This is a genomic window from Stutzerimonas sp. FeSN7, assembly GCF_030263795.1.
Lineage (GTDB): Bacteria > Pseudomonadota > Gammaproteobacteria > Pseudomonadales > Pseudomonadaceae > Stutzerimonas > Stutzerimonas stutzeri.
The window spans coordinates 1,340,929-1,365,674 of the sequence record NZ_JARPMN010000001.1; the positions used below are offsets into that span (position 1 = coordinate 1,340,929).

The following is a 24,746-nucleotide window of genomic DNA, read 5'->3' on the forward strand; positions in this document are numbered from 1 at the left end:
AATCCGATGAAAACCAGTGGCCTTCTCGATCAGCTGCTCAAGTCAGGACAGGACCTGCTGCAGAAGCAGCAATCCGGCATGGGCGGCAAACCCGGCGGTGGGGGTTTGAGTGACCTGCTCTCCGGTGTCGGCGGCGGTTCGCTCGGCAAGGCGCTTTCCGGTAGTGGCAACAGCGCGCTGGCCGCCGGTGCCATGGGCCTGCTGCTGGGCAATCGCAAGATGCGCAAGATGGGCGGCAAGGCGGTGACCTACGGTGGGCTGGCGGCACTCGGCGTGCTCGCCTACAAGGCTTACAGCAATTGGCAGGCGCAGCAGGGCGCGGCGGCGCAGCAGACGCCGCAGACCATCGATCGGCTGCCGCCGGCCGAGGTCGAGGTGCACAGCGAGGGTATCCTCAAGGCGCTGGTGGCCGCGGCCAAGGCCGACGGCCACGTCGACGCCCGCGAGCGCCAACTGATCGAGGCCGAACTGGCCAAGCTGGCCGGTGACTCCGACCTGCAGCACTGGCTGGAGGCCGAGCTGAACAAGCCGCTGGACCCGATGGATGTCGCCAGTGCCGCGAGGAGCCCGGAGATGGCCGCCGAGATGTACCTGGCCAGCGTGCTGATGGTGGACGAGGAACATTTCATGGAGCGTGCCTACCTCGACGAACTGGCTCGCTGCCTGCAGCTCGATCCGCAACTCAAAGGCGAACTGGAAAGCCAGGTACGTGGTGTCAGTGCCTGACCAGCCATCATGAGGGCAAATCCGTTTCCTGACCGTCCGCCGGCACGCCCAGCGGGCTGTCAGCACGGGTTGGCTGAGTTATAATCGCCGGCTTTTGCACCGTCCGATTGAGAGCTGCCTACCTATGGAAATCAACCCGATCCTCAACAGCATCAAGGACCTGTCCGAGCGCACCCAGTCAATTCGGGGGTATCTTTGACTACGATCAGAAGCATGATCGTCTCGTCGAAGTAAACCGCGAACTCGAAGACCCGAACGTCTGGAACAAGCCCGAATACGCCCAGAGCCTGGGCCGTGAACGCGCCACCCTGGCGCAGATCGTCGAAACCATCGACGACCTGACCGGTAGCCTGGCCGATTCGCGCGACCTGCTGGAAATGGCCGCCGAAGAAAACGACGAAGGCGCCGTGAACGACATCGTGGCCGAAGTCGAGCGCCTGCGCGAAATTCTCGAGAAGCTCGAGTTCCGCCGCATGTTCAGCCACGAGATGGACCCCAACAACTGCTACCTCGATATCCAGGCTGGCTCCGGCGGTACCGAGGCCCAGGACTGGGCCAACATCCTGCTGCGCATGTACCTGCGCTGGGCCGACAAACGCGGCTTCAGCGCCGAAATCGTCGAGCTGTCCGAGGGCGAGGTCGCCGGCATCAAGGGCGCCACCGTACACATCAAGGGCGAATACGCCTTCGGCTGGCTGCGCACCGAGATCGGCGTGCACCGCCTGGTGCGCAAGAGTCCGTTCGACTCCGGCGCCCGTCGCCACACCTCGTTCTCGGCGGTATTCGTATCGCCCGAGATCGACGACAAGGTGGAGATCGAGATCAACCCGGCCGACCTGCGCATCGACACCTACCGCTCCTCGGGCGCTGGTGGTCAGCACGTCAACACCACCGATTCGGCAGTGCGTATCACCCACGTGCCGACCAATACCGTGGTGGCCTGCCAGAACGAACGTTCCCAGCACGCGAACAAGGACACCGCCATGAAGATGCTGCGGGCCAAGTTGTACGAGCTGGAAATGCAGAAGCGCAACGCCGCCTCTCAGGCGCTGGAAGACAGCAAGTCGGACATCGGCTGGGGCCACCAGATCCGTTCCTACGTGCTCGACGACTCGCGCATCAAGGATCTGCGTACCGGCGTGGAACGCAGCGATTGCCAGAAGGTGCTCGACGGCGACCTCGACGGGTACCTCGAAGCCAGCCTCAAACAGGGGCTCTGAGCGCAGCCGCACGCCTCAAGCCTCAAGCACCCTATTGAACCGATTTGACCGGGACGACCCGCAATGAGCGAACAACCGCTGAACCAGCACGCCATCCAAGAGGAAGAAAACAAGCTGATCGCCCAGCGCAAGGAAAAGCTTGCCGCCGTGCGCGAGCAGGGCAATGCCTTCCCCAACGACTTCCGTCGCGACCGCTATGCAGGCGACCTGCAGAAACAGTACGCCGAGAAGACCAAGGAGGAGCTGGAAGCGGCCGCCATTCCGGTCAAGGTCGCCGGGCGCATCATGCTCAACCGCGGGCCATTCATGGTGCTGCAGGACATGAGCGGGCGTATTCAGGTCTATGTCGATCGCAAGATGCTGCCGGCCGAGCAGGTCGAGGCGGTCAAGCACTTCGACCTGGGCGACATCATCGCCGCCGAGGGCACCCTGGCGCGTTCGGGCAAGGGTGACCTGTACGTCTACATGAGCAACGTGCGCCTGCTGACCAAGTCGTTGCGCCCGTTGCCGGACAAGTTCCACGGCCTGACCGACACGGAGCAGCGCTATCGCCAGCGCTACGTCGACCTGATGGTGAACGAGGAGGTGCGCGAAACCTTCCGCGTGCGCTCGAAGGTCATCGCCCACATCCGCAAGTTCCTCGCCGAGCGTGACTTCCTCGAAGTGGAAACGCCGATGCTGCAGACCATCCCTGGCGGCGCCGCGGCCAAGCCGTTCGAAACCCACCACAACGCGCTGGACATGCCGATGTTCCTGCGCATCGCGCCGGAGCTCTACCTCAAGCGTCTGGTGGTCGGTGGCTTCGAGCGCGTGTTCGAGATCAACCGCAACTTCCGTAACGAAGGCGTCTCGACCCGGCACAACCCCGAGTTCACCATGCTCGAGTTCTACCAGGCCTATGCCGATTACGAAGACAACATGGACCTGACCGAGGAGCTGTTCCGCGAGCTGGCCCAGGCCGTGCTCGGCAGCACCGACGTGCCCTACGGCGACAAGGTGTTCCACTTCGGCGAGCCCTTTGCGCGCCTGTCGGTGTTCGACTCCATCCTCAAGTTCAACCCGGAAATCTCGGCCGCCGATCTCAATGATCTGGAGAAGGCCCGTGCCATCGCCAAGAAGGCGGGCGCCAAGCTGCTCGGTCACGAAGGCCTGGGCAAGCTGCAGGTGATGATTTTCGAGGAGCTGGTCGAGCACAAGCTGGAACAGCCGACCTTCATCACCGAGTATCCGTTCGAGGTCTCGCCGCTGGCCCGGCGCAACGATCGCAACCCCAACGTCACCGACCGCTTCGAGCTGTTCATTGGTGGCCGCGAGATCGCCAACGCCTATTCCGAGCTCAACGATGCCGAGGATCAGGCCGAGCGCTTCCACGCCCAGGTGGCCGACAAGGACGCCGGCGATGACGAGGCCATGCACTTCGACGCCGACTTCGTTCGTGCGCTGGAATACGGCATGCCGCCGACCGCCGGCGAGGGCATCGGCATCGACCGTCTGGTGATGCTGCTGACCAACTCGCCGTCGATCCGCGACGTGATCCTCTTCCCGCACATGCGCCCGGAACTCTGATCCACTGAGCCTCGACCCACCCGCGGCGTGCCGACTCCGGCCGTTGCGGGTATAACCTCAAGGGTACGGGGCATCCGTGAAGAGGGACTGATGAACAGCCGTAACAATCTGGACGAGTATCAGACCATCGTACGCGGGCTGTCCGACCGCATCGTCGAGGCGCAGACGCCGGTGCGCGTGCTGGACGCGGTGAAGTGGGACGACGCGACCCGCCAGGCGTTCTTCGCCGCCAAGGGCCGCGAGCTGCCCCAGATCGACCGCGCCTACTACGAAGGCCGTCCGCTGGCCTTCGACTCCAGTGCGAAGAAGCAGGAATTCCAAGACATCGAGCGCGACATCACCCGTCAGCTCGGCCAGTTCAACCCGGTCGGGCAAATCATGCGGCGCATGTGCAAGGAATACCGCATGGTCATCCGCATGCTCGAGGCGCGTGGTACGCCGGATTTCGGCATGATCTCCCAGGAGCTCTACGGCGCGGCGTCCGACGCCTTCCATGCCGGCGACCCAACCCTGGCCGACCTTGGCCTGATGCTCTCCGACTACCTGAACAACATTGCCGATCGCGGTGACCTGCGCGACGAGCCGAAGAATCTCACCGCGCCGCAGGCCGTCGAGCTGCTGCAAAAGCGCCTGGACGTGGTGTTTGGCGAAGGCGAGGGCGTGATCCGCGTCTTCGAGTCCGACGGCATCCTCGCCGATGCGGCCGCCGGTGCCGACTACATCAAGATCCGCAGCGATGCGCTGTTCAACGAGCGTGACGTGCGCGCGCTGGAGGTCCACGAAGGGCTGGTGCACGTCGGCACCACGCTCAACGGCCAGAACCAGCCGATCTGCACCTTCCTCGCCAAGGGCCCGCCATCCTCCACGGTGACCCAGGAAGGCCTGGCAATCCTGATGGAGGTGATCGCCTTCGCCTCCTACCCGACGCGTCTGCGCAAGCTGACCAACCGCACCCGCGCCATTCACATGGCCGAGGAGGGCGCCGACTTCTTGGAGGTGTTTGCCTTCTTCCGCGAGCAGGGCTATGGCGACGACGAGAGCTACAGCAACGCCAGCCGCGTGTTCCGCGGCTCGACACCGGATGGTTTGCCCTTCACCAAGGACCTGTCCTACCTGAAGGGCTTCATCATGATCTACAACTACATCCAGCTAGCCGTGCGCAAGGGCCAGCTCGAGCAGATTCCGCTGCTGTTCTGCGGCAAGACCACGCTGGAAGACATGCGCACGCTGCGCCAGCTGGTGGACGAGGGCATGGTGGTGCCACCCAAGTACCTGCCACCGCAGTTCCAGGACCTCAACGCGCTGTCGGCCTGGATGTGCTTCTCCAACTTCCTCAATCACCTGAGCCTGGATCGCATCGAGGCGGACTACGCCAACATCCTCTGAGCCGACTCGACGCAGGCCCCGAATCAATCATCACGCAAGGAAGCGTAACGACATGCAAAACCCCGTCTTTGCCCGCCGGTCCAGCCCGCTGGACCGCACCCTTTCGGCTGGCGTCTACAACCTCGTCATCGGTCTGACCCTCTGCTGGGGCTTCTGGATCAACTGGTGGATGGTGGGAAACATCCCGGTCGAGTCCATTCGCAGCATCCATCCCTGGTTGTTCGTTGGCGGCTACTTTGCCAGCTGCCTGACCGGTGCCTGGCTGTTCCACAGCTCTGACAAGCCCTGGGTGAGCTTTCTCGGCTACAACCTGGTGGTGGTGCCGTTCGGGCTGATCGTCAACCTGGTGGTCAGCCGCTACGACAGCGCGCTGGTGTACGAGGCGATCCGCATCACCGCGCTGGTCACCCTCGGCATGATGCTGCTCGGCACGCTGTTTCCGCGCTTTTTCGCCAGCATCGCCAGCGCACTGACGATCGCGTTGCTGCTGGTGATCGTCGTCGAGCTGGTCGAGGTGTTCATCCTCGGCATCCACCACGGCGTCATCGACTGGATCGTGGTGCTGATCTTCTGCGGCTATGTGGGCGTCGACTGGGGGCGGGCTAACCAGATTCCCAAGACGCTGGACAACGCCATCGACAGTGCGGCCGCGCTCTATATGGACATCATCAACCTGTTCCTGCGTATCCTGCGCATTCTCGGGCGCAAGTAGGCGAGGGCAGCTGAGGCCGCTGTCGCCGCGCTGCAATCACAGGATCAGGAGCTCGCCGTGGCCAGTCACGAACTCGAATACGAAATCCTCGGACAGTCCGCGCAGAGCGTGGAAATCATCCTCGATCCCGGCGAGACGGTGATCGCCGAGGCCGGCGCGATGAACTACATGACCGATGGCGTGCGCTTCGAAGCACGCATGGGCGATGGCTCGGCGAGCGGTGTGCTCGGCAAGCTGTGGGGCATGGGCAAGCGGATGATCACCGGCGAATCGCTGTTCCTCACCCATTTCACCAACCAGGGCAAGGGCCGCGCGCGGGTTGCCTTTGCTGCGCCCTATCCCGGTACCGTGGTGCCAGTGGACCTTGCCAGGCTGGGCGGCGAGCTGATCTGCCAGAAGGATGCCTTTCTTTGCGCGGCCTACGGCACGCGGATCGGCATCAGTTTCAGCAAGCGTATCGGCGCCGGCTTCTTCGGTGGCGAGGGCTTCATTCTGCAGCGCCTGCAGGGCGATGGCCTGGCCTTCATTCATGCCGGCGGCACGGTGATCCGCAAGGAGCTGAACAACGAAACCCTGCGCCTGGATACCGGCTGCCTGGTGGCCTTCACGCCGGGCATCGACTACGACATCCAGCTGGCGGGTGGGCTGCGCAGCATGCTGTTCGGCGGCGAAGGACTGCTGTTGACGACGCTGAAGGGCACCGGCAGCGTCTGGATCCAGAGCCTGCCGTTCTCGCGGCTGGCCGAACGGGTCTACGAGGCGACCTACCAGGCTCGCGGCGAAACCCGTGCCGGCGGCAAATGAGCCGCCTGCGTCGCCGTCGAATTTGCCACAATGGCGCTCTTTGCCCTGATGAGATCGTCCATGTCCGAACGCAATCCCATTCCGCTCATCCTCACCGCCATCGGCAGCGTCGTCGGCACGGTCGCCGTGCTGTCGTACTACGGCTATCTGCATATCGCCAAGCCAGAGGACGCATTGCTGCTCGCCGACTACACCATGCTCAAGACCGTTCCCGGTGAGGATTACCGCGTGTCGTTGCAGCCAGCATCGCAAGTGGCGCAGTGCATCGACGGCGTGCTGGTGCTGTTCGATACCGAGCAGAAGGGGCTTACCGGCGTCCTGGTGGACAACAAGAAGCGCGCGGTGCGCTGCATGGAAGAGCCAGTGCCTGGCGGGCTGCTGCGCTGAGCGGACGGCTCTGCCCGCGGGCGCGGACATAAGAAAACGCTCCCGACGCAGCGCTGCGTCGGGAGCGTTCGTTACGCGGGGCTGATCAGCGCATCGACGAGCGGGGCGCCACCGGCTTGTTGTCGTCGGAGATCGTCACCTCGACCCGGCGGTTCATGGCACGACCGGCCGAATCGCTGTTGCTGGCCACCGGATACTCCTTGCCGTAGCCCTGGGAGACGATGCGCTGCGGGTCCACACCCATCTTCACCAGCGCCATGCGAACCGCATCGGCACGGCGCTCGGACAGACGCTGGTTGTACTCGGCCGAACCGGTACTGTCGGTGTAGCCCTCGACGATCACCTTGCGCTCCGGGTTGTCGTTGAGGAAGTCGGCGAGCTTCTGCACGCTGCGCATGCCGCCAGGCTTGAGCTCGGCGCGGTCGTAGTCGAACAGCACGTCGCCAAAGGTCACCAGGGTGCCGCGTTCGGTCTGCTTGGCCTGCATGTCTTCCTGCAACTTGCGGATCTGCGCCTCGCGCGCTTCCAGACGCGCCTCGGCGCGCTGTGCCGAGGTCTTGCCCAGTTCCTCTTCGGCGCTGCGCAGGGCAATGGTCTGTTCGGCCAGCTCGATGCGGCGCTTGGTCAGGTAGGCCAGTTGGTCCACGGTCTTCTCGTCGGCATCGTTCAGATAGGCCTTGTTGGCCTTGTCCAGCATGTTGCCGGCGTCCTGGGTCTCCAGCGCGGCCAGCTTGCTGGCGCGAGAGTCAGCCTGCAGTGCGGAGTAGCTGCTGCGAGCGTCTTCGAGGTTCTGATTGGGCTGGTTGGCGCAGGCCACCAGGCCAATGCTCAGAGCCAGAAGAGTCGGTAGGGTTACGAGCTTGTGCATGACGAATTCATCCTTTGTGCAATAAATGGAATGTCGAACCTGATGCGGGCTCAGCGAACGTTGCGCATGCCTTCTTCGCGCAGCTCACGGATTCCCTGCTGTGCGTCCTCGACGGCCTTCTGCGCCTTGGCCGCTTCGGCCTTGCGCTCGGCGACGCGGGCATCCCATTCGGCCTGTTCGGCCAGCTTGCGGGCTTGTTCGTAGTTTTCCTTCTGCATGGCCAGTTCGGCCTCTTTCCATTTTTCCTGCGCGGCACGCATCTCCACGGCGGCGTACTCGGGGCCGCCCGCGCTGACTGCGCTGCGCACAGCCGATTCGGTCACCGCAAACTGCTCGGTCGGTGGGTTGCCCGCACAGGCCGTCAGCAGCAGGCCGCCCAGTGCGATGGCTGCAAGCTTGGGTAGCTGGAATCTCGAAGCGTGGGTTGCGACAGCTTTGTTCATGGTCAGTCTCCAGTTCGATTGCTTAACGGATAGCTACCGTCCCTGGCCGGGCAGTGGGCTGATTAGGGCACTACCGATGTCGGGACATATTTTTGTGAGGCCGGACGGCGCCAAACGTTCCGTCGAAATGGCGGGCTAGAGCGGTCGTCAGCGAAACGGAGGGAAGCGAGGGCGCAGCGAAGGCAGTGCCACGCGGAATTCCGCGCGGCATCACGATAAGGGTAGGGCGGGCACCGTCGGCGCTGCCCGCCCGCGGTCGATAGTGGCGGGCGATGACTCAGCTGGCGGCGTCTGGCTCGTCCAGCATGCGCTTGAGGTGCTTGCGCGACAGCTCGAGAAAGCGCGGGGTGGGTCCCACGTCTTCATAAACCGGATCGCCCTGTTCGTCGGTCGCGATCACGTGTGTGCCGCGCACGTAGGGCAGGCTGGTTTCGACTGCTTCGAGAGCGGCGCCGACCAGTTCGCCGAGCAGCGCCTCGGTGCTGCGCTTGGGGTACATCTCGGCCAGGGCGGCCAGCCGTGCCGCGCTTTCGACATCCAGCGGGATGCTGTAGGTGGTATGGCTCATGCGGCCCTTGGCGTCGCGTTCCCAATGGCTGACAAGCTCGGAAATTCTCATGGTTACTCCTTAATGCCCGCGCACACGAGCGGTGATGGCGGTGATGACTGTGGCTTGCGTGCCGCTGCCCACGCGCGTTAGCCATCGATGCCTTGTCATGGCGGTGCGCGGTGGGCACTCTGGTTGGAGATAATTTCAGCGTAGCCGTTCAGGATCGTTTGCCCAGCGAAGCGTCTGATGCATAGCGGCGAAACGGTCGTGCAAGCCTGGCGAGGCTCGCGAAACTCATGGGCTACTGGCGGGAGGAGCAAAGGTCATGGCGAAAATCATCGATGCGCGCCTGCGCGACAACGTACACCTGCTCGGCGAACTGCTGGGCAATACCATCCGCGCGCAGCATGGCGATCAGTTCTTCGACAAGATCGAGCGCATCCGCAAGGGCGCCAAGGCTGCGCGCAAGGGCTCGGCAGAGGGCGCACAGCTGCTGGCCGAAACGCTCGACAGTCTCGACGAGAGCGAACTGCTGCCCATGACCCGGGCGTTCAACCAGTTTCTCAATCTGGCCAATATCGCCGAGCAGTATCATCAGGTGCGCCGGCGCGCCGCAGGCGAGCCGGCGCCGTTCGAGATCGGGGTGTTCGCCGATCTCATCGAGCGTCTCAAGGCGGCCGGGCACGACAACGAGTTCATCGCGCGGCAGGTCAGCCGCCTGGAAATCGAACTGGTGCTCACCGCGCATCCCACCGAGGTATCGCGCCGCACGCTGATCCAGAAGTACGACGCCATCGCCCAGCAGCTGGCGGCACGGGATCACACCGATCTCTCCGACGCCGAGCGGGCGAGCATCGAGTTGAGCCTGCAGCGCCTGATCGCCGAGGTGTGGCACACCGAGGAGATACGTCGCAACCGGCCGACCCCGGTGGAGGAGGCCAAATGGGGTTTCGCTGCCATCGAGAATTCGCTGTGGAAGGCGGTGCCCAACGTGCTGCGCCAGACCGACGCGACCCTGCACCGCCTCACCGGCCTGCACCTGCCATTGGAGGCCGCACCGATCCGCTTCGCCTCCTGGATGGGGGGCGACCGCGACGGCAACCCGAACGTCACCGCGATGGTGTCGCGCGAGGTGCTGCTGACCGCCCGTTGGGTGGCCGCCGATCTCTACCTGCGCGAGATAGAAGGGCTGATTACCGCGCTGTCCATGCGCGAGGCCAGTGACGAACTGCTGCGCCAGAGCGGCGACTCGGCCGAGCCCTATCGCGTCTTGCTCAAGCCGCTGCGCCAGCGCCTGCGGGCGACACGTGAGTGGGCCCGCGCGGCCATCGAGCACGGCCAGCCAGCGCCGGCGGAAGTCCTGCAGGATTGCGCCGAGCTGCGTCGTCCTCTGGAGCTGTGCTACCGCTCCCTGCACGCTTGCGGCATGGGGGTGATCGCCGACGGCGCTCTGCTCGACTGCCTGCGTCGCCTGGCCGTGTTCGGCCTGTTCCTGGTGCGGCTGGACATTCGCCAGGATGCGGCCCGTCATGCCGCCGCGCTGGCCGAGATCACCGATTACCTCGGGCTAGGCGACTATCAGCAGTGGGATGAGCAGAAGCGCCTGGACTGGCTACAGCACGAGCTGGCCAATCGGCGCCCGCTGCTGCCGGCGCATTACCACCCATCCGCCGATACCGCCGAAGTGCTCGCCACCTGTGCGGTGATCGCCGAAGCGCCAGCGGCGTCGCTGGGTTCCTACGTCATCTCCATGGCTCACGCGGCCTCCGATGTGCTCGCCGTGCAACTGTTGCTCAAGGAGGCCGGCCTGCAGCGACCGATGCGCGTGGTGCCGCTGTTCGAGACCCTCGATGACCTGAACAACGCGGCACCGACCATCGATCGTCTGCTTTCCCTGCCGGGCTATCGCCAGCGCCTGCATGGCCCCCAGGAAGTGATGATTGGCTACTCCGATTCAGCGAAGGACGCCGGTACCACGGCGGCGGCCTGGGCCCAGTACCGGGCCCAGGAACAACTGGTGGAGGTCTGTCGCGAGCACGGCGTCGAACTGCTGCTGTTCCACGGCCGCGGCGGCACCGTCGGGCGCGGCGGTGGTCCGGCCCATGCAGCGATCCTGTCGCAGCCGCCGGGCTCGGTCGCCGGGCGCTTCCGCACCACCGAGCAGGGCGAGATGATCCGCTTCAAGTTCGGCCTGCCGGATATCGCCGAGCAGAACCTCAACCTGTACCTCGCGGCGGTGCTCGAAGCGACGCTGCTGCCGCCACCGCCCCCTGAACCCGGCTGGCGCGAGACGATGGATCGGCTTGCCGCCGAGGGTGTTGCGGCCTACCGCGGCGTGGTGCGCGAGCATCCGCTGTTCGTCGACTACTTCCGGCAGGCGACGCCGGAGCTGGAGTTGGGGCGCCTGCCGCTGGGCAGCCGGCCGGCCAAGCGCCGCGAAGGCGGCGTCGAGAGCCTGCGGGCGATCCCCTGGATCTTCGCCTGGACCCAGACTCGCCTGATGTTGCCGGCCTGGCTGGGCTGGGAGCAGGCGCTGCACGGGGCGCTGCAGCGCGGGGAGGGCGAGCGGCTGGCTGAGATGCGTGCGCGCTGGCCATTCTTCAGTACGCGCATCGACATGCTGGAGATGGTGCTGGCCAAGGCCGACGCCGACATCGCGCGGCGCTACGACGAGCGTCTGGTGCAGCCTGAGCTGCTTTCGCTGGGTAGCGATTTGCGTGACCGATTGTCGCAGGTCATCGAGGCGGTGTTGAGCCTGACCGGCCAGTCGGATCTGCTCGATCACAGCCCCAAGACCCAGGAGGCATTCAGTTTGCGCAATACCTACCTGGACCCGCTGCACCTGATGCAGATCGAGTTGCTGGCGCGTTCCAGGCAGCGGCAAGGCCCGGCGGAGAGCCCCCTCGAGCAGGCCCTGCTGGTCAGCGTGGCGGGCATAGCGGCCGGTCTGCGCAACACCGGCTGAGCGCAGCACGGGGCGCTGGCGGCGGCGTCATTGCACGCCACCGTTGTGCGCAACTCGCGTCGAATCGCCGCATTTATGAGGGCCGATAGACCTTTTCGGGACGGCTTGTGCCGCCCCGGTGCGCTGTGTATCGTGTTCAACCTTTTGTCGCATGGCGGCAAACCAGAATTTTTGATTCGCCAGCGACGAGCCGGAACGGCCCGCTGGCAATCACCCCTTCCAAGAAACTCGAGGATTCATCCATGCGTGTGATTCTGCTGGGAGCGCCCGGTGCCGGCAAAGGTACCCAGGCAGGCTTCATTACCAAAAAATTCGGTATTCCGCAGATCTCCACGGGCGACATGCTGCGTGCGGCTGTCAAGGCTGGCACCGAACTCGGCCTCAAGGCCAAGAGCGTGATGGATGCAGGTGGACTGGTATCCGATGACCTGATCATCAACCTGGTCAAGGAGCGCATCGCGCAGCCCGATTGCGCCAACGGTTTCCTCTTCGACGGTTTCCCGCGCACCATTCCCCAGGCCGAGGCGCTGAAGGAAGCGGGCGTGCGCATCGACAACGTGATCGAGATCGCCGTCGATGACGAGGAAATCGTCGGCCGTATCGCCGGTCGTCGTGTACACCCGGCCTCGGGTCGCGTCTATCACACCGAGCACAACCCGCCGAAGGTTGCCGGCAAGGACGATGAGACCGGCGAAGAGCTGATCCAGCGCGAAGACGACAAGGAAGAGACCGTGCGTCATCGCCTGTCCGTCTACCATGCGCAGACCAAGCCGCTGGTGGACTTCTACCAGAGCCTGGCCGCCGCCGAAGGCACGCCGAAGTACAGCCGTATCGAAGGTGTCGGTTCCGTGGAAGAGATCACCGCCAAGGTCTTTGCTGCCCTGAGCTGATCATTTCGAGCGACACGCGTCGATGATGCCCGTATCCCCGGATACGGGCATTTTCGTTTCCGGCTGCGCGACGCAACCCGGTGCGTGAATACGTTAGAATCGGCGCCTTTTTCACCGACCGGAACGCCCTGATGACCACTCTGCTGGCCCTGGATACCGCCACCGAAGCCTGCTCAGTCGCGCTTTTGCATGACGGCAAGGTAGCGAGTCACTACGAGGTGATCCCGCGCCTGCACGCCCAGCGTCTGCTGCCGATGGTGCAGGCGTTGCTCGGCGAAGCCGGCGTCGCGCTGTCGGCTGTGGATGCCATCGCCTTTGGCCGCGGGCCGGGCGCCTTCACTGGCGTACGCATTGCCATCGGGGTGGTGCAAGGGCTGGCGTTCGCCCTGCAGCGCCCGGTGTTGCCGGTGTCCACCCTGGCGACCATCGCGCAGCGGGCCTGGCGCGAGCAGGGCGCGACGCAGGTCGCTGCCGCCATCGACGCTCGCATGGACGAGGTCTACTGGGGCTGCTATCGCGAGCACGGCGGTGAGATGCAGCTGGTCGGTAGCGAGGCCGTGCTTCCGCCCGAGCAGGTCGTTCTGCCGCGCGCTGCCGGCGGCGACTGGTTCGGTGCCGGCACTGGCTGGGGCTATGCCGAGCGCATGCCGGTGGCGGTGCAGGGCTGCGACGCCGCCTTGTTGCCCCATGCCGAAGACCTGCTGCGCCTGGCTGCGTTTGCCTGGCAGCGCGGCGAGGCACTGGAGGCCGATCAGGCGCAGCCGGTTTACCTGCGCGACAACGTCGCGACGCCGAAAGGGATCAAATGACGCGAGCCGTTGCCAAAGCCATGGCCGCCCGTTAGAGTCGCCGGGCCTCTGATCGAGTCCAATGATGCGCGTCGATAGCTTCTTCCCTGTCCCCTATGCAACGGATCGTTCTGCCCGTACCGGCAGGGCGGCGGACAGCTATGGCGAAACCCAGCGCTTGGCGCAGGCTCAGCGCGGCGTCGATTCGCGCACCGGGCAAGACTATCAGCCCCAGGCCGATCGCCCGCAACAGCGGGTCAACTCCAGTGCGCTGGTGGAGCGCTACGCCGCCTTCCGCTATGACGAGCCGCAGCCCGAGCGGCCGCTTTCCAGTCGGGTTGCCCTGGCCCTGGCGAGCTATACCAGCACCGCCAGCATGCCAGTGGATCTCGACGGCACCGAGGTGCTCGGGCTCGACCTTTACGCCTGAGGCGCTTTCTTCTGCCGCAGTTTCCCTATTTTCTCGGTTGCCCTTCCTGGAACGAGAGCGCCTGGCTCGGCTCGCTCTACGCGCCGGGCACCCTGCCGTCCGCGTTCCTGGCCGAGTACTGCGCGGTGTTCAACACGGTCGAAGGCAATACCACGCTGTATGCCTGGCCATCGGACGACAAGGTCCAGCGCTGGGCCAGCCAGATGCCGGACGACTTTCGCTTCTGCGCCAAGTTTCCCAGAGAAATCAGCCAGGCTGAGAATTTGCCCGCGGCGCTGGATGCGGCGCAGGCGTTCCAGCGCCTGCTGCAGCCGCTTGGGCGGCGGGTGACGCCGTTCTGGCTGCAGCTGCCCGCCAGCGTGGGTCCGGCCAGGCTTGCAGAACTGGCCGCCTTCATCGAAGGCTTCGCGGCGCCGCTGGCCATCGAGGTGCGCCATCCGGCCTTCTTCGACAAGGGTGACGGCGAGCGGGCGCTCAATCGGCTGCTGCGTGATCGTGGCGTGGAGCGCATCTGTCTCGACAGTCGGGCGCTGTTCAGCTGCCGCTCAAGCGATCCGGCGCTGTTGCATGCGCAGAGCAAGAAGCCGCGTCTGCCGGTGCGGCCGGTGGCGTTCAGCGATTCGCCGCAGCTGCGGTTCGTGGGGCATCCGCAGCTGGAAGCCAACGATCCCTTTCTCGCACCCTGGCTGGACAAGGTGGCGGACTGGATCGAGGCGGGCAAGACGCCGCACGTCTATCTGCATACGCCGGACAACCACCGCGCACCGGAACTGGCCATGCGCTTCCACCAGCTGCTGAGCGAGCGGCTGCCCGGCATGCCAGCGCTTGCCGCCGTCCGTCAGGCGCCGCAGCTGTCGCTGTTGGACTGAACGGGCCGCCTGACCAGTTTTGTAAAACACCGCGTTCAGCTTCGCCGCTGCGTCGTTGCCCATAGGGTATGACCTTCGGCCGATTCTTCCTTGTTCTGCTGATGCTGCTGGCCGGCTTCGTGCTGGCGGTGCGGCAGGAACTGATCGATATCCCGCCGCGCTGGAATCCCTGGGCGCCGCTGGATATTCGCGAGCCGCCGAACCTGCTGACCTCGCTCAAGCTTCGCCGCCTGCAACAGGATCGCTCCCTCTGCGAACAGGCGCTGGCCACGGCACCGCTGCGTTACACCGCTGTGCCGGACAGCACGCCGGAACCTGGCTGCCCGGTGGAGAACAGTGTGCGGGTGCAGGGTTCGGGCGTGCGTTTCAACGGGCCGTTTCTGGCGACCTGCCCACTGGCGGCCGCCTATGCGATGTTCGAGATGCATGGTCTGCAGCCGGCCGCGCAGGCTGTGTTCGGCCAGCCGGTGGTGCGTATCGATCATTTCGGTAGCTTCGCCTGCCGCAACATAGCCCGCAGCAATCGTCGCAGCCAGCACGCCAGCGCCAATGCGCTTGACCTGGCTGGCTTTCATCTGCAGGACGGCACGCGTATCACGGTGGCCAGGGACTGGCAGGGCGAGGGCGACAAGGCGCGTTTCCTGCGTCAGGTGCGCGATGCGGCCTGCAAGGCCTTCAACGTGACGCTGGGGCCGGAATACAACGCGGCCCATCACGATCACTTCCATGTGGATATGGGCGGTTTCGGCATGTGCCGTTAGGTGTGCCAGCCCGGACGTCCGCAGGCCTGCTCTGGCACAATGCGCCGCTTTGAATCGATCTCGGGTGCCCCATGTCCGCAAGCAATCCTCTGGTTCGGGTCGAGCCGCTCGCGCCGTCATTCGCCGCAGTCGCTGGCCAATGGGCGCAGCGCCTGGGTTTGCCGCAGGAGCTGGCCGAGGCCGAGTTCGCGCTGCAGGTGGGCGAGGCCGGTCTGCAGCTGCAGCTGCTCGAGGCACAGGCGCCGGGGCCGGTGCGGGTGGACTTCGTAGAGGGTGCGGCGGCGCATCGGCGCCAGTTCGGTGGGGGCAGCGGGCAGATGATCGCCAAGGCAGTGGGCATTCAGCCCGGTATCCGACCGCGGGTGCTGGACGCCACCGCCGGGCTCGGGCGCGATGCTTTCGTACTGGCGACGCTGGGCTGCGAGGTCAGTCTGATCGAGCGTCAACCGTTGATCGCGGCGCTGCTGGACGACGGCCTCAGCCGCGCGGCGGCGGACGCCGACGTGGCCGCCATCGCCGCGCGGATGAGGCTGCTCGAGGGCAACGCCATCGATCTGATGCAGCAGTGGCGGGGCGAGCCGCCCCAGGTGATCTATCTCGACCCGATGTTCCCGCACCGCGACAAGAGTGCGCTGGTAAAGAAGGAGATGCGCCTTTTCCGTCCCTTTGTCGGCGACGATCTGGATGCGCCGGCGTTGCTCTCCGCTGCCCTGGAACTGGCCAGCCATCGGGTGGTGGTCAAGCGACCACGCAAGGCGCCGGCCATCGACGGCAGCAAGCCCGGCTACAGTCTGGAAGGCAAGTCCAGTCGCTACGACATCTACCCGAAGAAGAAGCTGCAGGCCTGATCCCGGCGGGCAGATGACGCAGCGCCGGATTCAGCCGCGGTAGGCGCGCAGAAAGAGGCCCACCGCATCCGCCACATGCTGATCGCTTTCCGCCTGGCTCGGTGCCTCGGCATAGCCGATCAGCAGGCGGAAATGTTGCGCGCCCTTGATCAGCGAACAGTAGTGTTCGGCGGCGCGCAGCGGGTCGTCGATGCGCAGCAGGCCCAGGCTGTCGGCCTGGCCGAACAGCTGCTGCAAATCCAATAGCAGCTGCTGCGGACCGGCGTCGAAGAACATCTTCACCAAGCCTGCGTTCTGCGTCGCCATCGCCACCATCACCCGATGCAGGCCAATGGATTCTGGGCTGTTGACCAGCTCATGGAAGGCACGGCCGATCTCCAGCAGCAGCTTCTCGATGTCGCAATCGGCCTCCACCTGAAACAGGCGCCTCGGCAGTCGCGTTTCGCAGGTGGCTTTCACCGCGGCGCAGAACAGCGCTTCCTTGTCCTTGAAATGACTGTACAGCGTGAGCTTGGAGACACCGGCTTCGCTGGCGATGGCCTCCATGCTGCTGCCTTCGTAGCCGTTGCCGAGGAACAAGACTTGCGCCGCAGCAAGGATCGCCTCGCGCTTGGCAGGGTCCTTCGGGCGGCCGGGGCCGGGGCCGGGGCCGGGCGAGGGTGAATGATTCTCTATCATGGGCGTTTTAATACTGGACTGGCTGGTACGCTATTTTTACTATACCGCGCAGTATAAGTATTCCAATCCGCTTCGCGACAGAGAGACCTTCATCGTGTTCCGACATGTCCTGTCCTTCGCCTCCGTGCTTGGCTTAGCGCTCACTCTGACCGCCTGTGGTAACGGCGAGCCGCCGCAGCAACTGCCGCGGCCGGTCATGGTCGTGCATCCGCAACCGGCCAGCGAAGCGCGCGAGAGCTACCCCGGCGAAGTGCACGCGCGCTACGAGCCTGAACTGGCCTTCCGCATCGGGGGCAAGGTCGTCGAACGCCTGGTCGAAGCGGGTGACCGTGTGCGCAAGGACCAGCCTCTGGCACGCCTCGATCCGCAGGACGTGCGCCTGCAGCTGGACGGCATGCGTGCCCAGGTGGCCGCAGCGGAAGCCAACCTGCGGGTGGCCAAGGCGGAGTACGACCGCTATCAGGCGCTGCTCGGTCGTCAGCTGGTCAGCCAGTCGCAGTTCGACAATGCCGACAATGCCTACCGCGCCGCGACGGCCCGACTGCAGCAGGCGCGGGCTGAGTTCGACGTGGCCAGCAACCAGGTCGATTATGCGGTGCTGCGGGCCACCCGCGATGGGCTGATCGCCCAGCGCCGCATCGAGGTCGGCCAGGTGGTGGCGGCCGGTCAGACGGCCTTCGTGCTGGCGGCCGATGGTGAGCGCGAGGTCGCCATCGACCTGCCGGAGCAGTCGCTGGAGCGCTACCGGGTCGGTCAGGAAGTGGAGGTCGAACTCTGGTCGCAGCCGGGCCGGCAATACCGCGGCCAGATTCGCGAGCTTTCGCCGGCGGCGGACGCGCAGTCGCGGACCTATTCCGCCCGCGTCGCCTTTACCGAACAGGAAGTGCCCGCCGAGCTGGGGCAGAGCGCGCTGGTGAGCATCCGCCGTGACGGCGACGTTGCGCTGGCGGTGCCGCTCTCCGCACTCAGCGCCGAGCAGGGCAGGGCGTACGTCTGGCGGCTCAGACCCGACTCCACCGTGGAGCGTGTCGAGGTCCGTACCGGTGCGTTCGGCGAGCAGCTGGTGCCGGTGCTTGAAGGGCTCGCTGCCGATGACTGGATCGTGCTGGCCGGAGGGCAGATGCTCAGCGACAACCAGCCGGTGCGGCCGGTCGATCGCCACAACCGCCCCGTCGAGCTGGCTGCCCAGGAGTAATCGCGATGCGCTTCAATCTTTCCGCCTGGGCGCTGCAGAACCGACAGATCGTCGTCTACCTGATGCTGCTGCTGGCCCTCGTCGGTGCGCTGTCCTACAGCAAGCTCGGGCAGAGCGAGGACCCGCCGTTCACTTTCAAGGCCATGGTCATCCAGACCCAGTGGCCGGGCGCGACGGCCGAAGAGGTTTCACGCCAGGTCACCGAACGCATCGAGAAGAAGCTGATGGAGACCGGCGAGTACGAGCGCATTGTCTCCTTCTCACGGCCGGGCGAGTCCAACGTCACCTTCATGGCGCGCGACTCGATGCGCTCGAAGGACATCCCCGACCTCTGGTACCAGATCCGCAAGAAGATCGGCGACATTCGCCACACGCTGCCGCCGGGCGTACAGGGACCATTCTTCAATGACGAGTTCGGCACTACCTTCGGCAACATCTACGCGTTGACTGGCGAAGGGTTCGACTACGCGATCCTCAAGGACTATGCCGATCGCATTCAGCTGCAACTGCAGCGGGTGAAGAACGTCGGCAAGGTCGAGCTGATCGGTCTGCAGGACGAGAAGATCTGGATCGAGCTTTCCAATGTCAAGCTGGCCACCCTCGGCGTTCCGCTGGAAGCCGTGCGTCAGGCGCTGGAGGCCCAGAACGCGGTGAGCGCCGCCGGTTTCGTCGAGACCATCAGCGACCGGGTGCAATTGCGCGTGACCGGTAGTTTCGAGACGGTCAAGGAGATTCGCGACTTCCCCATTCGCGTCGCCGGTCGCACGTTCCGCATCGGTGATGTGGCCGAGGTGCATCGCGGTTTCAACGACCCGCCTGCGCCGCGGATGCGCTTCATGGGCGAGCCGGCCATCGGCCTGGCGGTGTCGATGAAGAGTGGCGGCGACATCCTGATACTGGGCGAGGCGCTGCAGCAGGAATTCGCCCGGCTGCAGCAGGAACTGCCGGCCGGCATGCAGCTGCGCAAGGTCTCGGACCAGCCCGCGGCGGTGAAGACCAGCGTCGGCGAGTTCGTCAAGGTGCTGATCGAGGCGCTGGTGATCGTACTGCTGGTGAGCTTCTTCTCGCTCGGGGTGCGCACCGGTCTGGTGGTGGCGCTGTCGATTCCGCTGGTGCTGGCCATGACCTTCGCCGCCATGAACTACCTCGACATCGGCCTGCACAAGATTTCCCTCGGCGCGCTGGTGCTGGCGCTGGGGTTGATGGTGGACGACGCGATCATCGCGGTGGAGATGATGGCCATCAAGATGGAGCAGGGCTATGACCGGCTCCGCGCCGCCAGCTTCGCCTGGACCAGCACGGCGTTCCCGATGCTGACCGGCACGCTGATCACCGCCGCCGGTTTCCTGCCCATCGCCACCGCCAACTCCAGTACTGGCGAGTACACCCGTTCGATCTTCCAGGTCGTGGCGATCTCGCTGATCGCCTCCTGGATCGCTGCAGTGATGTTCGTGCCGCTGATCGGGGAGAAGCTGCTGCCGGACATGGCCAAGGCGCACAAGCAGAGCGGCGGCGACGGCCACGATCCGTACGCCACGCCGTTCTACCAGCGCGTGCGGCGCGTGGTGACGTTCTGCGTGCGCCGCCGCAAGACCGTCATCCTGCTCACCCTGGTGATCTTTGCCGCCGCCGTGGTGCTGTTCCGCCTGGTGCCGCAACAGTTCTTCCCCGCGTCGGGCCGTCTGGAGCTGATGGTGGACCTCAAGCTGGCCGAAGGCGCCTCGCTGAAGGCGACCGAAGCGGAGGTGGCGCGGCTGGAGCAGATGCTCAAGGAGCGGGCCGGCATCGACAACTACGTGGCCTATGTCGGCACCGGCTCGCCGCGTTTCTATTTGCCGCTGGATCAGCAGCTACCGGCGACCAGCTTCGCCCAGTTCGTTGTGCTGGCCGACAGCATCGAGTCCCGCGAGGCATTGCGCAGCTGGCTGATCGAGCGCATGCGCGAGGACTTCCCGAGCCTGCGCGGCCGCGTGACGCGGCTGGAGAATGGCCCGCCGGTGGGTTACCCGGTGCAGTTCCGTGTCACCGGCGAGCACATTGATGTGGTGCGCGGGCTGGCGCGGCAGGTCGCCGCCAAGGTGGGCGAGAACCCGCACGTGGCCAACGTCCATCTGGACTGGCAGGAGCCAAGCAAGATGGTGCGCCTGAACGTCGATCAGGATCGCGCCCGTGCGCTGGGCGTGAGCACCGCGGAGCTGTCCGGCTTCCTGCGGCGAACCTTCATCGGCAACAGTGTCAGCCAGTTCCGTGAAGACAACGAGCTGATCGAGATCCTCTTGCGCGGCACTGAGCGTGAACGGCTCGAGCTGTCCATGCTGCCGAGTCTGGCGATTCCCACCGAGAGCGGCCGCAGCGTACCGCTGTCGCAGGTGGCGACGCTGGAGTACGGCTTCGAGGAAGGTGTGATCTGGCACCGCAACCGCCTGCCAACGGTCACCGTACGCGCCGATGTCTACGGCGACGAGCAGCCGGCGGCACTGGTGCGGCAGATCGAGCCGACCCTGGCGGACGTCCGTGCGCAGTTGCCTGGCGGGTATCTGTTGGAGGTCGGCGGCACGGTGGAGGATTCCGAGCGCGGCCAGCGTTCGGTGAACGCCGGCCTGCCGCTGTTCGTCATCGTCGTGATGACCCTGCTGATGGCCCAGCTCAAGAGCTTCTCGCGCTCGGCCATGGTCTTTCTCACCGCGCCGCTGGGCATCATCGGTGTTGCATTGTTCCTGCTGCTGTTCGGCCAGCCGTTCGGCTTCGTGGCGATGCTCGGTACCATCGCGCTGTCGGGAATGATCATGCGCAACTCGGTGATCCTGGTGGATCAGATCGAGCAGGACATCGGTGCCGGGCAGGCGCGCTTCAGCGCCATCGTCGAGGCCACCGTGCGCCGCTTCCGGCCCATCGTGCTCACCGCGCTGGCGTCGGTACTGGCGATGATCCCGCTATCGCGCAGCATCTTCTTCGGGCCGATGGCGGTGGCGATCATGGGCGGGCTGATCGTCGCCACCGCGCTGACGCTGCTCTTCCTGCCGGCGCTGTACGCGGCCTGGTTCCGAGTTCGCGAAGGCGAGGCCAGCGCCCACTGACGGCGCCTATCGGGCGCGCCCGACAGGCGCGCTCAGATGCCTGCTGCGTTCAGCAGGCATTCGGCGGCGGCCTTGGCGTTCAGGGCCTGCTCGCCGGGCCCCTCGATGTGCGCCATGCTCAACGCCCCTTCGAGCAGGTATTGCAGCTGCCGCGCCAGCTGCAGCGGCTGCGGTGCGTTCAGACGTTCCAGCAGCTCGCGCAGATAGTCGAGCAACTCCGCCTTGTAGGCCGACGAGCGACGATGGATCGGATGATCCCGATCGTGATACTCCGCCGCAGCGTTGATGAACAGGCAGCCGCAGAACGCATCGTTGCCGTGAATCATCCCGTGCAGCCCATCGAAAATGCCCAGTAGCGCTTCGCGCGGCGGCAGCCTGGCGGCCCGTTCCCGCAGGCGCGTCAGCATCAGTTCGTGACGGGCGTCCAGCACGGCGAGAATCAGCTCGTCTTTGGACTTGAAGTGCTTGTACAGGGTCATCTTGGCCACGCCGGACTCGGCCAGGATGCGGTCGATGCCGGTGGCGTGATAACCCTCGCGATAGAACAGATTCTCTGCGGTGTTGAGCAGCTGGTCGCGCTTGTTCGATGCCATGGATACCTCCTGCGGTTCGACCATTATGCGGGAGCGCTCGTCGCTCGCTCCAGCTGTCGTTCCTTCGTGGTGCTTGCAGTGTACAGACAGGTCTGTCTATTATCCAGTCACACCCATCGCAGAGGTCAACACCATGAAGCTCCATGACCTGACGCTGTCCGGCAATTGCCACAAGGTTCGCCTGTTCCTGAGCCTGATCGGCCAGCCGGTCGAGCGGGTGCCGGTGAACCTGCTGGCCGGCGAGCACAAGCAGCCGCCGTTTCGCGAGATCAACCCGCGCGGGCAGATTCCGGTGCTCGAAGACGGCGAATTTCGACTGGGAGACTCCCAGGCGATCCTGGTCTATCTGGCCCAGCGTTATGCCCCTGATTGGTACCCGCAGGACGCCGAGACCCAGGGCCGCATCGCCAGTTGGCTGAGCTTCGCTGCCAACGAGGTGCAGCACGGTCCGGCTACCCTGCGTCTGGGCAAGCTGTTCGGCCGGCCCATCGACGAGTCGCTGGCCCAGGCGCGTGCCGCCAGCGCCTTGCGCTTGCTCGAACGGCATCTCGCGCAGCACGCCTGGCTGGCGCAGACGAGCGCGCCGACCATCGCCGATATCGCCGTCTACCCGAACGTTGCGCTCGGAAGCGATGGCGGGCTCGATCTGCAGGCATATCCGGCGCTGCAGGCGTGGTTCGCGCGCATTCGCGCGTTGCCCGGCTATGCCGGCATGCCGGGGTTATAGCCGCCATGAACGCACATAAGGTGTGGACGCTCGGTGGGCGCATCCGGCGGCTCGGCGCATTGCTGTTGCTTGCGCTGCTGGCGGCAGTGACGTCGGCCAACGCCGTAGCGGAAGGGTTGCGCTTCAGTCTGGTGAGGACGGCGCAGAGCGAGAGTGGCGACTTCCTGCTGCGCCGCGGCGGTTGGCAGCCTCAGCCACAGACCCAGCACATCGCCATCCTGATCGAACATCGAGGTACCCGTCTGCTGTTCGGCACCGGGTTGGGGCGGCAGATCGACGAGCAGCTGGACGCCGAACTGCCGTGGCGAACCAAGCGCTACGGCGAGGTACAGCCGGTACGCGACCAGCTGGAGCGGGATGGGCTGGCGATCGACCGCATCGTGCTGGGCTGCGTGCGCTGGGAGCATGCCTCCGGATTGGTCGACTTTCCGGGCGTGCCGGTGCTCGCCAGTCCGGACAGTCTCGACTACCTGCAGACGGCGACGCCACCAGCGGTACTGCCGAGCCAGTTCCGCCATCCGATCGACTGGCAGCCCCTGCAGTTCGATCCACGGCCTTATTTCGGGCACGCGCAGAGCCTGGACCTGTTCGGCGACGGACAGCTGGTGCTGGTACCGCTGGCCGGACACGGCGCGGTTGGCCTGTACCTGACCCTTGCCAATGGTCGTCGCTTTTTCTTCCGCGGCGACCGCCCCGAGCAGGACGTCGGCGGTGCGCAAGGCATTGCGACGTTGCGCGATGCCGACACCCAGGCATCGCTCGGCTACTACCCGCACTGGGTGCAGTGAGATGGAGGGCTGAAAAAATCAGCACGGCCAGGGGAAATATGGGCGATGCTTGAAGCAGGGCAATGGGCGATCACTCGATTCACGAAGTGTCGATCGCCCGGCCCGTGCCCAATGGCCGAGTAGGTTCGCCGCCGTGAAGACAGATAGCTGCGCGCCCCTGGCAAGGGTCGTCGATCTGCTGCTGGACGCGATCTGCGTCGTCGATGCGCAAGGCAACTTCGTTTACGCCAGCGCCGCGTGTGAACGCATCTTCGGCTATACGCCGCAGGAGATGCTCGGCAAGCGGATGATCGAGATGGTCTATCCCGAAGACCGTGAACGGACCATGGCCGCGGCCCGCTCGGCCATGGCCGATCAGCCGCTGCTGCACTTCGAGAACCGTTACGTGCGCAAGGACGGCGGCGTAGTGCACATCATGTGGTCGGCCTGCTGGTCGACCGATAACAAACTGCGCATCGGCGTGGCGCGCGACATCACCCAGCGCAAGCAATCCGAAGCGATGCAGGCGGCGCTCTATTCCATTTCCGAAGCGGCGCATGGCGCGAAAGATCTGGCCGCGCTGTATCAGCAGATTCATCAGACCATTGCGCAGCTGCTGCCGGTGGACGATTTCATCGTCGCCATCCGCAATGCTGCCAGCGGCGAACTCGCCTATCCCTACCAGGCGCTGGCTCTCGACTCGACTGCTCTGCCGGCGGAGCCCGCGGCGTCTCTGTGCTTTTCCGTTCTGCATGGCGCACAAGCGTTGCGCTTCAACGCCGACTCGATGCGTGCGCTGGCGCTCCCGCTCGGTGACGGGGATCTCCACGCCTGGTGGTTGGGTGTGCCGCTCAACTCGAGCGAGGGCGTGATCGGCGTGCTGTTGCTCAAGAGCACCGCGGCGCCCTACACCGAGAAGGATCAGGAGCTGTTTCAGTTCGTTTCCACCCAGGTGGTCACGGCAATCGAGCGCAAGCAGCTCTATGCGCGTCTGGAGCGCATGGCGCAGTACGACGAACTCACCGGTCTGCCGAACCGCGCCTGCTTCCGCGATCGACTGAGCACGGCGCTGGCACGGGTGCGGCGCAACGGCGGGCGCATCGCCTTGCTCTACCTGGACCTGGACCGATTCAAGCAGGTCAACGACACCTACGGGCATGGCGGCGGTGATCAGCTGCTGCAGACCGTCGCCGAACGCCTCGGCGGTTGCGTGCGGGACACCGATACGGTGGCGCGGCTGGGCGGTGACGAGTTCGTGGTATTGCTGGAAAGCATCATCGACGCGGAGGACGCCCAGCGGGTGGTGGCCAAGATCCGCGACGCCTTTGAGGCGCCGTTGCCGATTGCCGGACACAGCCTGGAGATCGGCATGAGCATTGGTATCGCCCTCTACCCGGAGGACGGCGAAGTGGAGGCGCAGCTGCTCAAGCAGGCCGATGAGCGCATGTACCTGATGAAGAGCGGCCGCGGGCAGCTACCGGTGGATTGCGCCTGAG

The 24,746-nt window shown here is 65.2% G+C and carries 24 protein-coding genes; 19 read left to right on the top strand and 5 right to left on the bottom strand.

Annotated features, from left to right (window positions below; genetic code table 11):
* Nucleotides 1–6: 6 nt before the first annotated feature.
* The 7 genes from P5703_RS06215 (at nucleotide 7) to P5703_RS06245 (ending at nucleotide 6,801) form a co-directional block, all read left to right on the top strand.
* A complete protein-coding gene (locus tag P5703_RS06215) occupies nucleotides 7–726 on the top strand; it encodes a tellurite resistance TerB family protein (RefSeq protein WP_125850152.1) in 720 nt (239 codons plus the stop codon).
* A gap of 124 nt (nucleotides 727–850) precedes the next feature.
* Nucleotides 851–1,946, top strand: a protein-coding gene (prfB, locus tag P5703_RS06220) for a peptide chain release factor 2 (RefSeq protein WP_100218733.1) whose coding sequence is annotated in 2 segments (ribosomal slippage) — nucleotides 851–922 and nucleotides 924–1,946 — 1,095 coding nt in all. Because the reading frame shifts where the segments join, the coding sequence is not laid out codon by codon here.
* A gap of 63 nt (nucleotides 1,947–2,009) precedes the next feature.
* On the top strand, nucleotides 2,010–3,512 hold the full coding sequence (gene lysS / locus P5703_RS06225) for a lysine--tRNA ligase (protein WP_279640997.1): 1,503 nt from the start codon (nucleotides 2,010–2,012) through the stop codon (nucleotides 3,510–3,512).
* A gap of 90 nt (nucleotides 3,513–3,602) precedes the next feature.
* Nucleotides 3,603–4,898 (top strand): flavohemoglobin expression-modulating QEGLA motif protein, encoded by a 1,296-nt coding sequence (locus P5703_RS06230; protein WP_014597185.1) that lies wholly within the window; start codon nucleotides 3,603–3,605, stop codon nucleotides 4,896–4,898.
* Between the two features lie 52 nt (nucleotides 4,899–4,950).
* The gene (locus P5703_RS06235; RefSeq protein ID WP_048329565.1) at nucleotides 4,951–5,610 is read left to right on the top strand and encodes a Bax inhibitor-1 family protein; all 660 of its coding nucleotides are present in this window, start codon (nucleotides 4,951–4,953) and stop codon (nucleotides 5,608–5,610) included.
* Nucleotides 5,611–5,667: 57 nt separating this feature from the next.
* Nucleotides 5,668–6,414, top strand: a complete 747-nt coding sequence (locus P5703_RS06240) for a TIGR00266 family protein (RefSeq protein ID WP_013983357.1) — start codon at nucleotides 5,668–5,670, stop codon at nucleotides 6,412–6,414.
* A gap of 60 nt (nucleotides 6,415–6,474) precedes the next feature.
* Nucleotides 6,475–6,801, top strand: coding sequence for a PA3694 family proteiin (locus tag P5703_RS06245; RefSeq protein ID WP_013983356.1), 327 nt, complete (start codon nucleotides 6,475–6,477; stop codon nucleotides 6,799–6,801).
* Between the two features lie 85 nt (nucleotides 6,802–6,886).
* On the opposite strand, the gene lptF is transcribed toward P5703_RS06245, so the two are convergent.
* The 3 genes from lptF to P5703_RS06260 all read right to left on the bottom strand — a co-directional run bounded on the left by lptF (nucleotide 6,887) and on the right by P5703_RS06260 (nucleotide 8,731).
* Nucleotides 6,887–7,669: a lipotoxin F family OmpA-related lipoprotein LptF gene (lptF, locus tag P5703_RS06250; RefSeq protein WP_011913855.1), complete on the bottom strand. Its 783-nt coding sequence runs from the start codon at nucleotides 7,667–7,669 to the stop codon at nucleotides 6,887–6,889.
* Nucleotides 7,670–7,719: 50 nt separating this feature from the next.
* Nucleotides 7,720–8,112: a DUF4398 domain-containing protein gene (locus P5703_RS06255; protein ID WP_011913854.1), complete on the bottom strand. Its 393-nt coding sequence runs from the start codon at nucleotides 8,110–8,112 to the stop codon at nucleotides 7,720–7,722.
* Between the two features lie 277 nt (nucleotides 8,113–8,389).
* The gene (locus P5703_RS06260) at nucleotides 8,390–8,731 is read right to left on the bottom strand and encodes a hypothetical protein (protein WP_011913853.1); all 342 of its coding nucleotides are present in this window, start codon (nucleotides 8,729–8,731) and stop codon (nucleotides 8,390–8,392) included.
* Between the two features lie 256 nt (nucleotides 8,732–8,987).
* Here P5703_RS06260 and ppc point away from each other — a divergent pair, with 256 nt between their 5' ends.
* The 7 genes from ppc (at nucleotide 8,988) to P5703_RS06295 (ending at nucleotide 16,213) form a co-directional block, all read left to right on the top strand.
* The gene (gene ppc, locus P5703_RS06265) at nucleotides 8,988–11,627 is read left to right on the top strand and encodes a phosphoenolpyruvate carboxylase (RefSeq protein ID WP_011913852.1); all 2,640 of its coding nucleotides are present in this window, start codon (nucleotides 8,988–8,990) and stop codon (nucleotides 11,625–11,627) included.
* Between the two features lie 242 nt (nucleotides 11,628–11,869).
* The gene (gene adk, locus P5703_RS06270; RefSeq protein ID WP_011913851.1) at nucleotides 11,870–12,517 is read left to right on the top strand and encodes an adenylate kinase; all 648 of its coding nucleotides are present in this window, start codon (nucleotides 11,870–11,872) and stop codon (nucleotides 12,515–12,517) included.
* Nucleotides 12,518–12,648: 131 nt separating this feature from the next.
* Entirely contained in the window at nucleotides 12,649–13,326 is a 678-nt protein-coding gene (tsaB, locus tag P5703_RS06275; RefSeq protein WP_020307091.1) for a tRNA (adenosine(37)-N6)-threonylcarbamoyltransferase complex dimerization subunit type 1 TsaB, read from the top strand.
* A 64-nt stretch (nucleotides 13,327–13,390) separates the two neighbouring features.
* Nucleotides 13,391–13,735, top strand: a complete 345-nt coding sequence (locus P5703_RS06280; protein WP_017246084.1) for a hypothetical protein — start codon at nucleotides 13,391–13,393, stop codon at nucleotides 13,733–13,735.
* A gap of 11 nt (nucleotides 13,736–13,746) precedes the next feature.
* Nucleotides 13,747–14,604 (top strand): DUF72 domain-containing protein, encoded by an 858-nt coding sequence (locus tag P5703_RS06285; protein ID WP_256379701.1) that lies wholly within the window; start codon nucleotides 13,747–13,749, stop codon nucleotides 14,602–14,604.
* Between the two features lie 68 nt (nucleotides 14,605–14,672).
* On the top strand, nucleotides 14,673–15,365 hold the full coding sequence (locus tag P5703_RS06290) for an extensin-like domain-containing protein (protein WP_019406642.1): 693 nt from the start codon (nucleotides 14,673–14,675) through the stop codon (nucleotides 15,363–15,365).
* A gap of 71 nt (nucleotides 15,366–15,436) precedes the next feature.
* A complete protein-coding gene (locus tag P5703_RS06295) occupies nucleotides 15,437–16,213 on the top strand; it encodes a class I SAM-dependent methyltransferase (RefSeq protein ID WP_013983351.1) in 777 nt (258 codons plus the stop codon).
* 30 nt (nucleotides 16,214–16,243) lie between these two features.
* Here the strand turns inward: P5703_RS06295 and P5703_RS06300 are convergent, their stop codons facing one another.
* Nucleotides 16,244–16,891, bottom strand: a complete 648-nt coding sequence (locus P5703_RS06300; RefSeq protein WP_186416106.1) for a TetR/AcrR family transcriptional regulator — start codon at nucleotides 16,889–16,891, stop codon at nucleotides 16,244–16,246.
* Between the two features lie 94 nt (nucleotides 16,892–16,985).
* On the opposite strand from P5703_RS06300, the gene P5703_RS06305 reads away from it, so the two are divergent.
* Entirely contained in the window at nucleotides 16,986–18,086 is a 1,101-nt protein-coding gene (locus tag P5703_RS06305; protein WP_043942336.1) for an efflux RND transporter periplasmic adaptor subunit, read from the top strand.
* Between the two features lie 5 nt (nucleotides 18,087–18,091).
* A complete protein-coding gene (locus P5703_RS06310) occupies nucleotides 18,092–21,163 on the top strand; it encodes an efflux RND transporter permease subunit (RefSeq protein ID WP_013983348.1) in 3,072 nt (1,023 codons plus the stop codon).
* 32 nt (nucleotides 21,164–21,195) lie between these two features.
* Here P5703_RS06310 and P5703_RS06315 read toward each other — a convergent pair whose 3' ends face one another.
* Nucleotides 21,196–21,756, bottom strand: a complete 561-nt coding sequence (locus tag P5703_RS06315) for a TetR/AcrR family transcriptional regulator (protein ID WP_049325593.1) — start codon at nucleotides 21,754–21,756, stop codon at nucleotides 21,196–21,198.
* A 133-nt stretch (nucleotides 21,757–21,889) separates the two neighbouring features.
* Here P5703_RS06315 and P5703_RS06320 point away from each other — a divergent pair, with 133 nt between their 5' ends.
* From P5703_RS06320 to P5703_RS06330, 3 genes are all read left to right on the top strand, one after another.
* Complete coding sequence (locus tag P5703_RS06320; RefSeq protein WP_197860880.1) at nucleotides 21,890–22,483, top strand: glutathione S-transferase family protein; 594 nt, start codon at nucleotides 21,890–21,892, stop codon at nucleotides 22,481–22,483.
* Between the two features lie 5 nt (nucleotides 22,484–22,488).
* Complete coding sequence (locus P5703_RS06325) at nucleotides 22,489–23,271, top strand: MBL fold metallo-hydrolase (protein ID WP_197860881.1); 783 nt, start codon at nucleotides 22,489–22,491, stop codon at nucleotides 23,269–23,271.
* A gap of 133 nt (nucleotides 23,272–23,404) precedes the next feature.
* Entirely contained in the window at nucleotides 23,405–24,745 is a 1,341-nt protein-coding gene (locus P5703_RS06330; RefSeq protein WP_285585863.1) for a sensor domain-containing protein, read from the top strand.
* Nucleotide 24,746 lies beyond the last annotated feature (1 nt).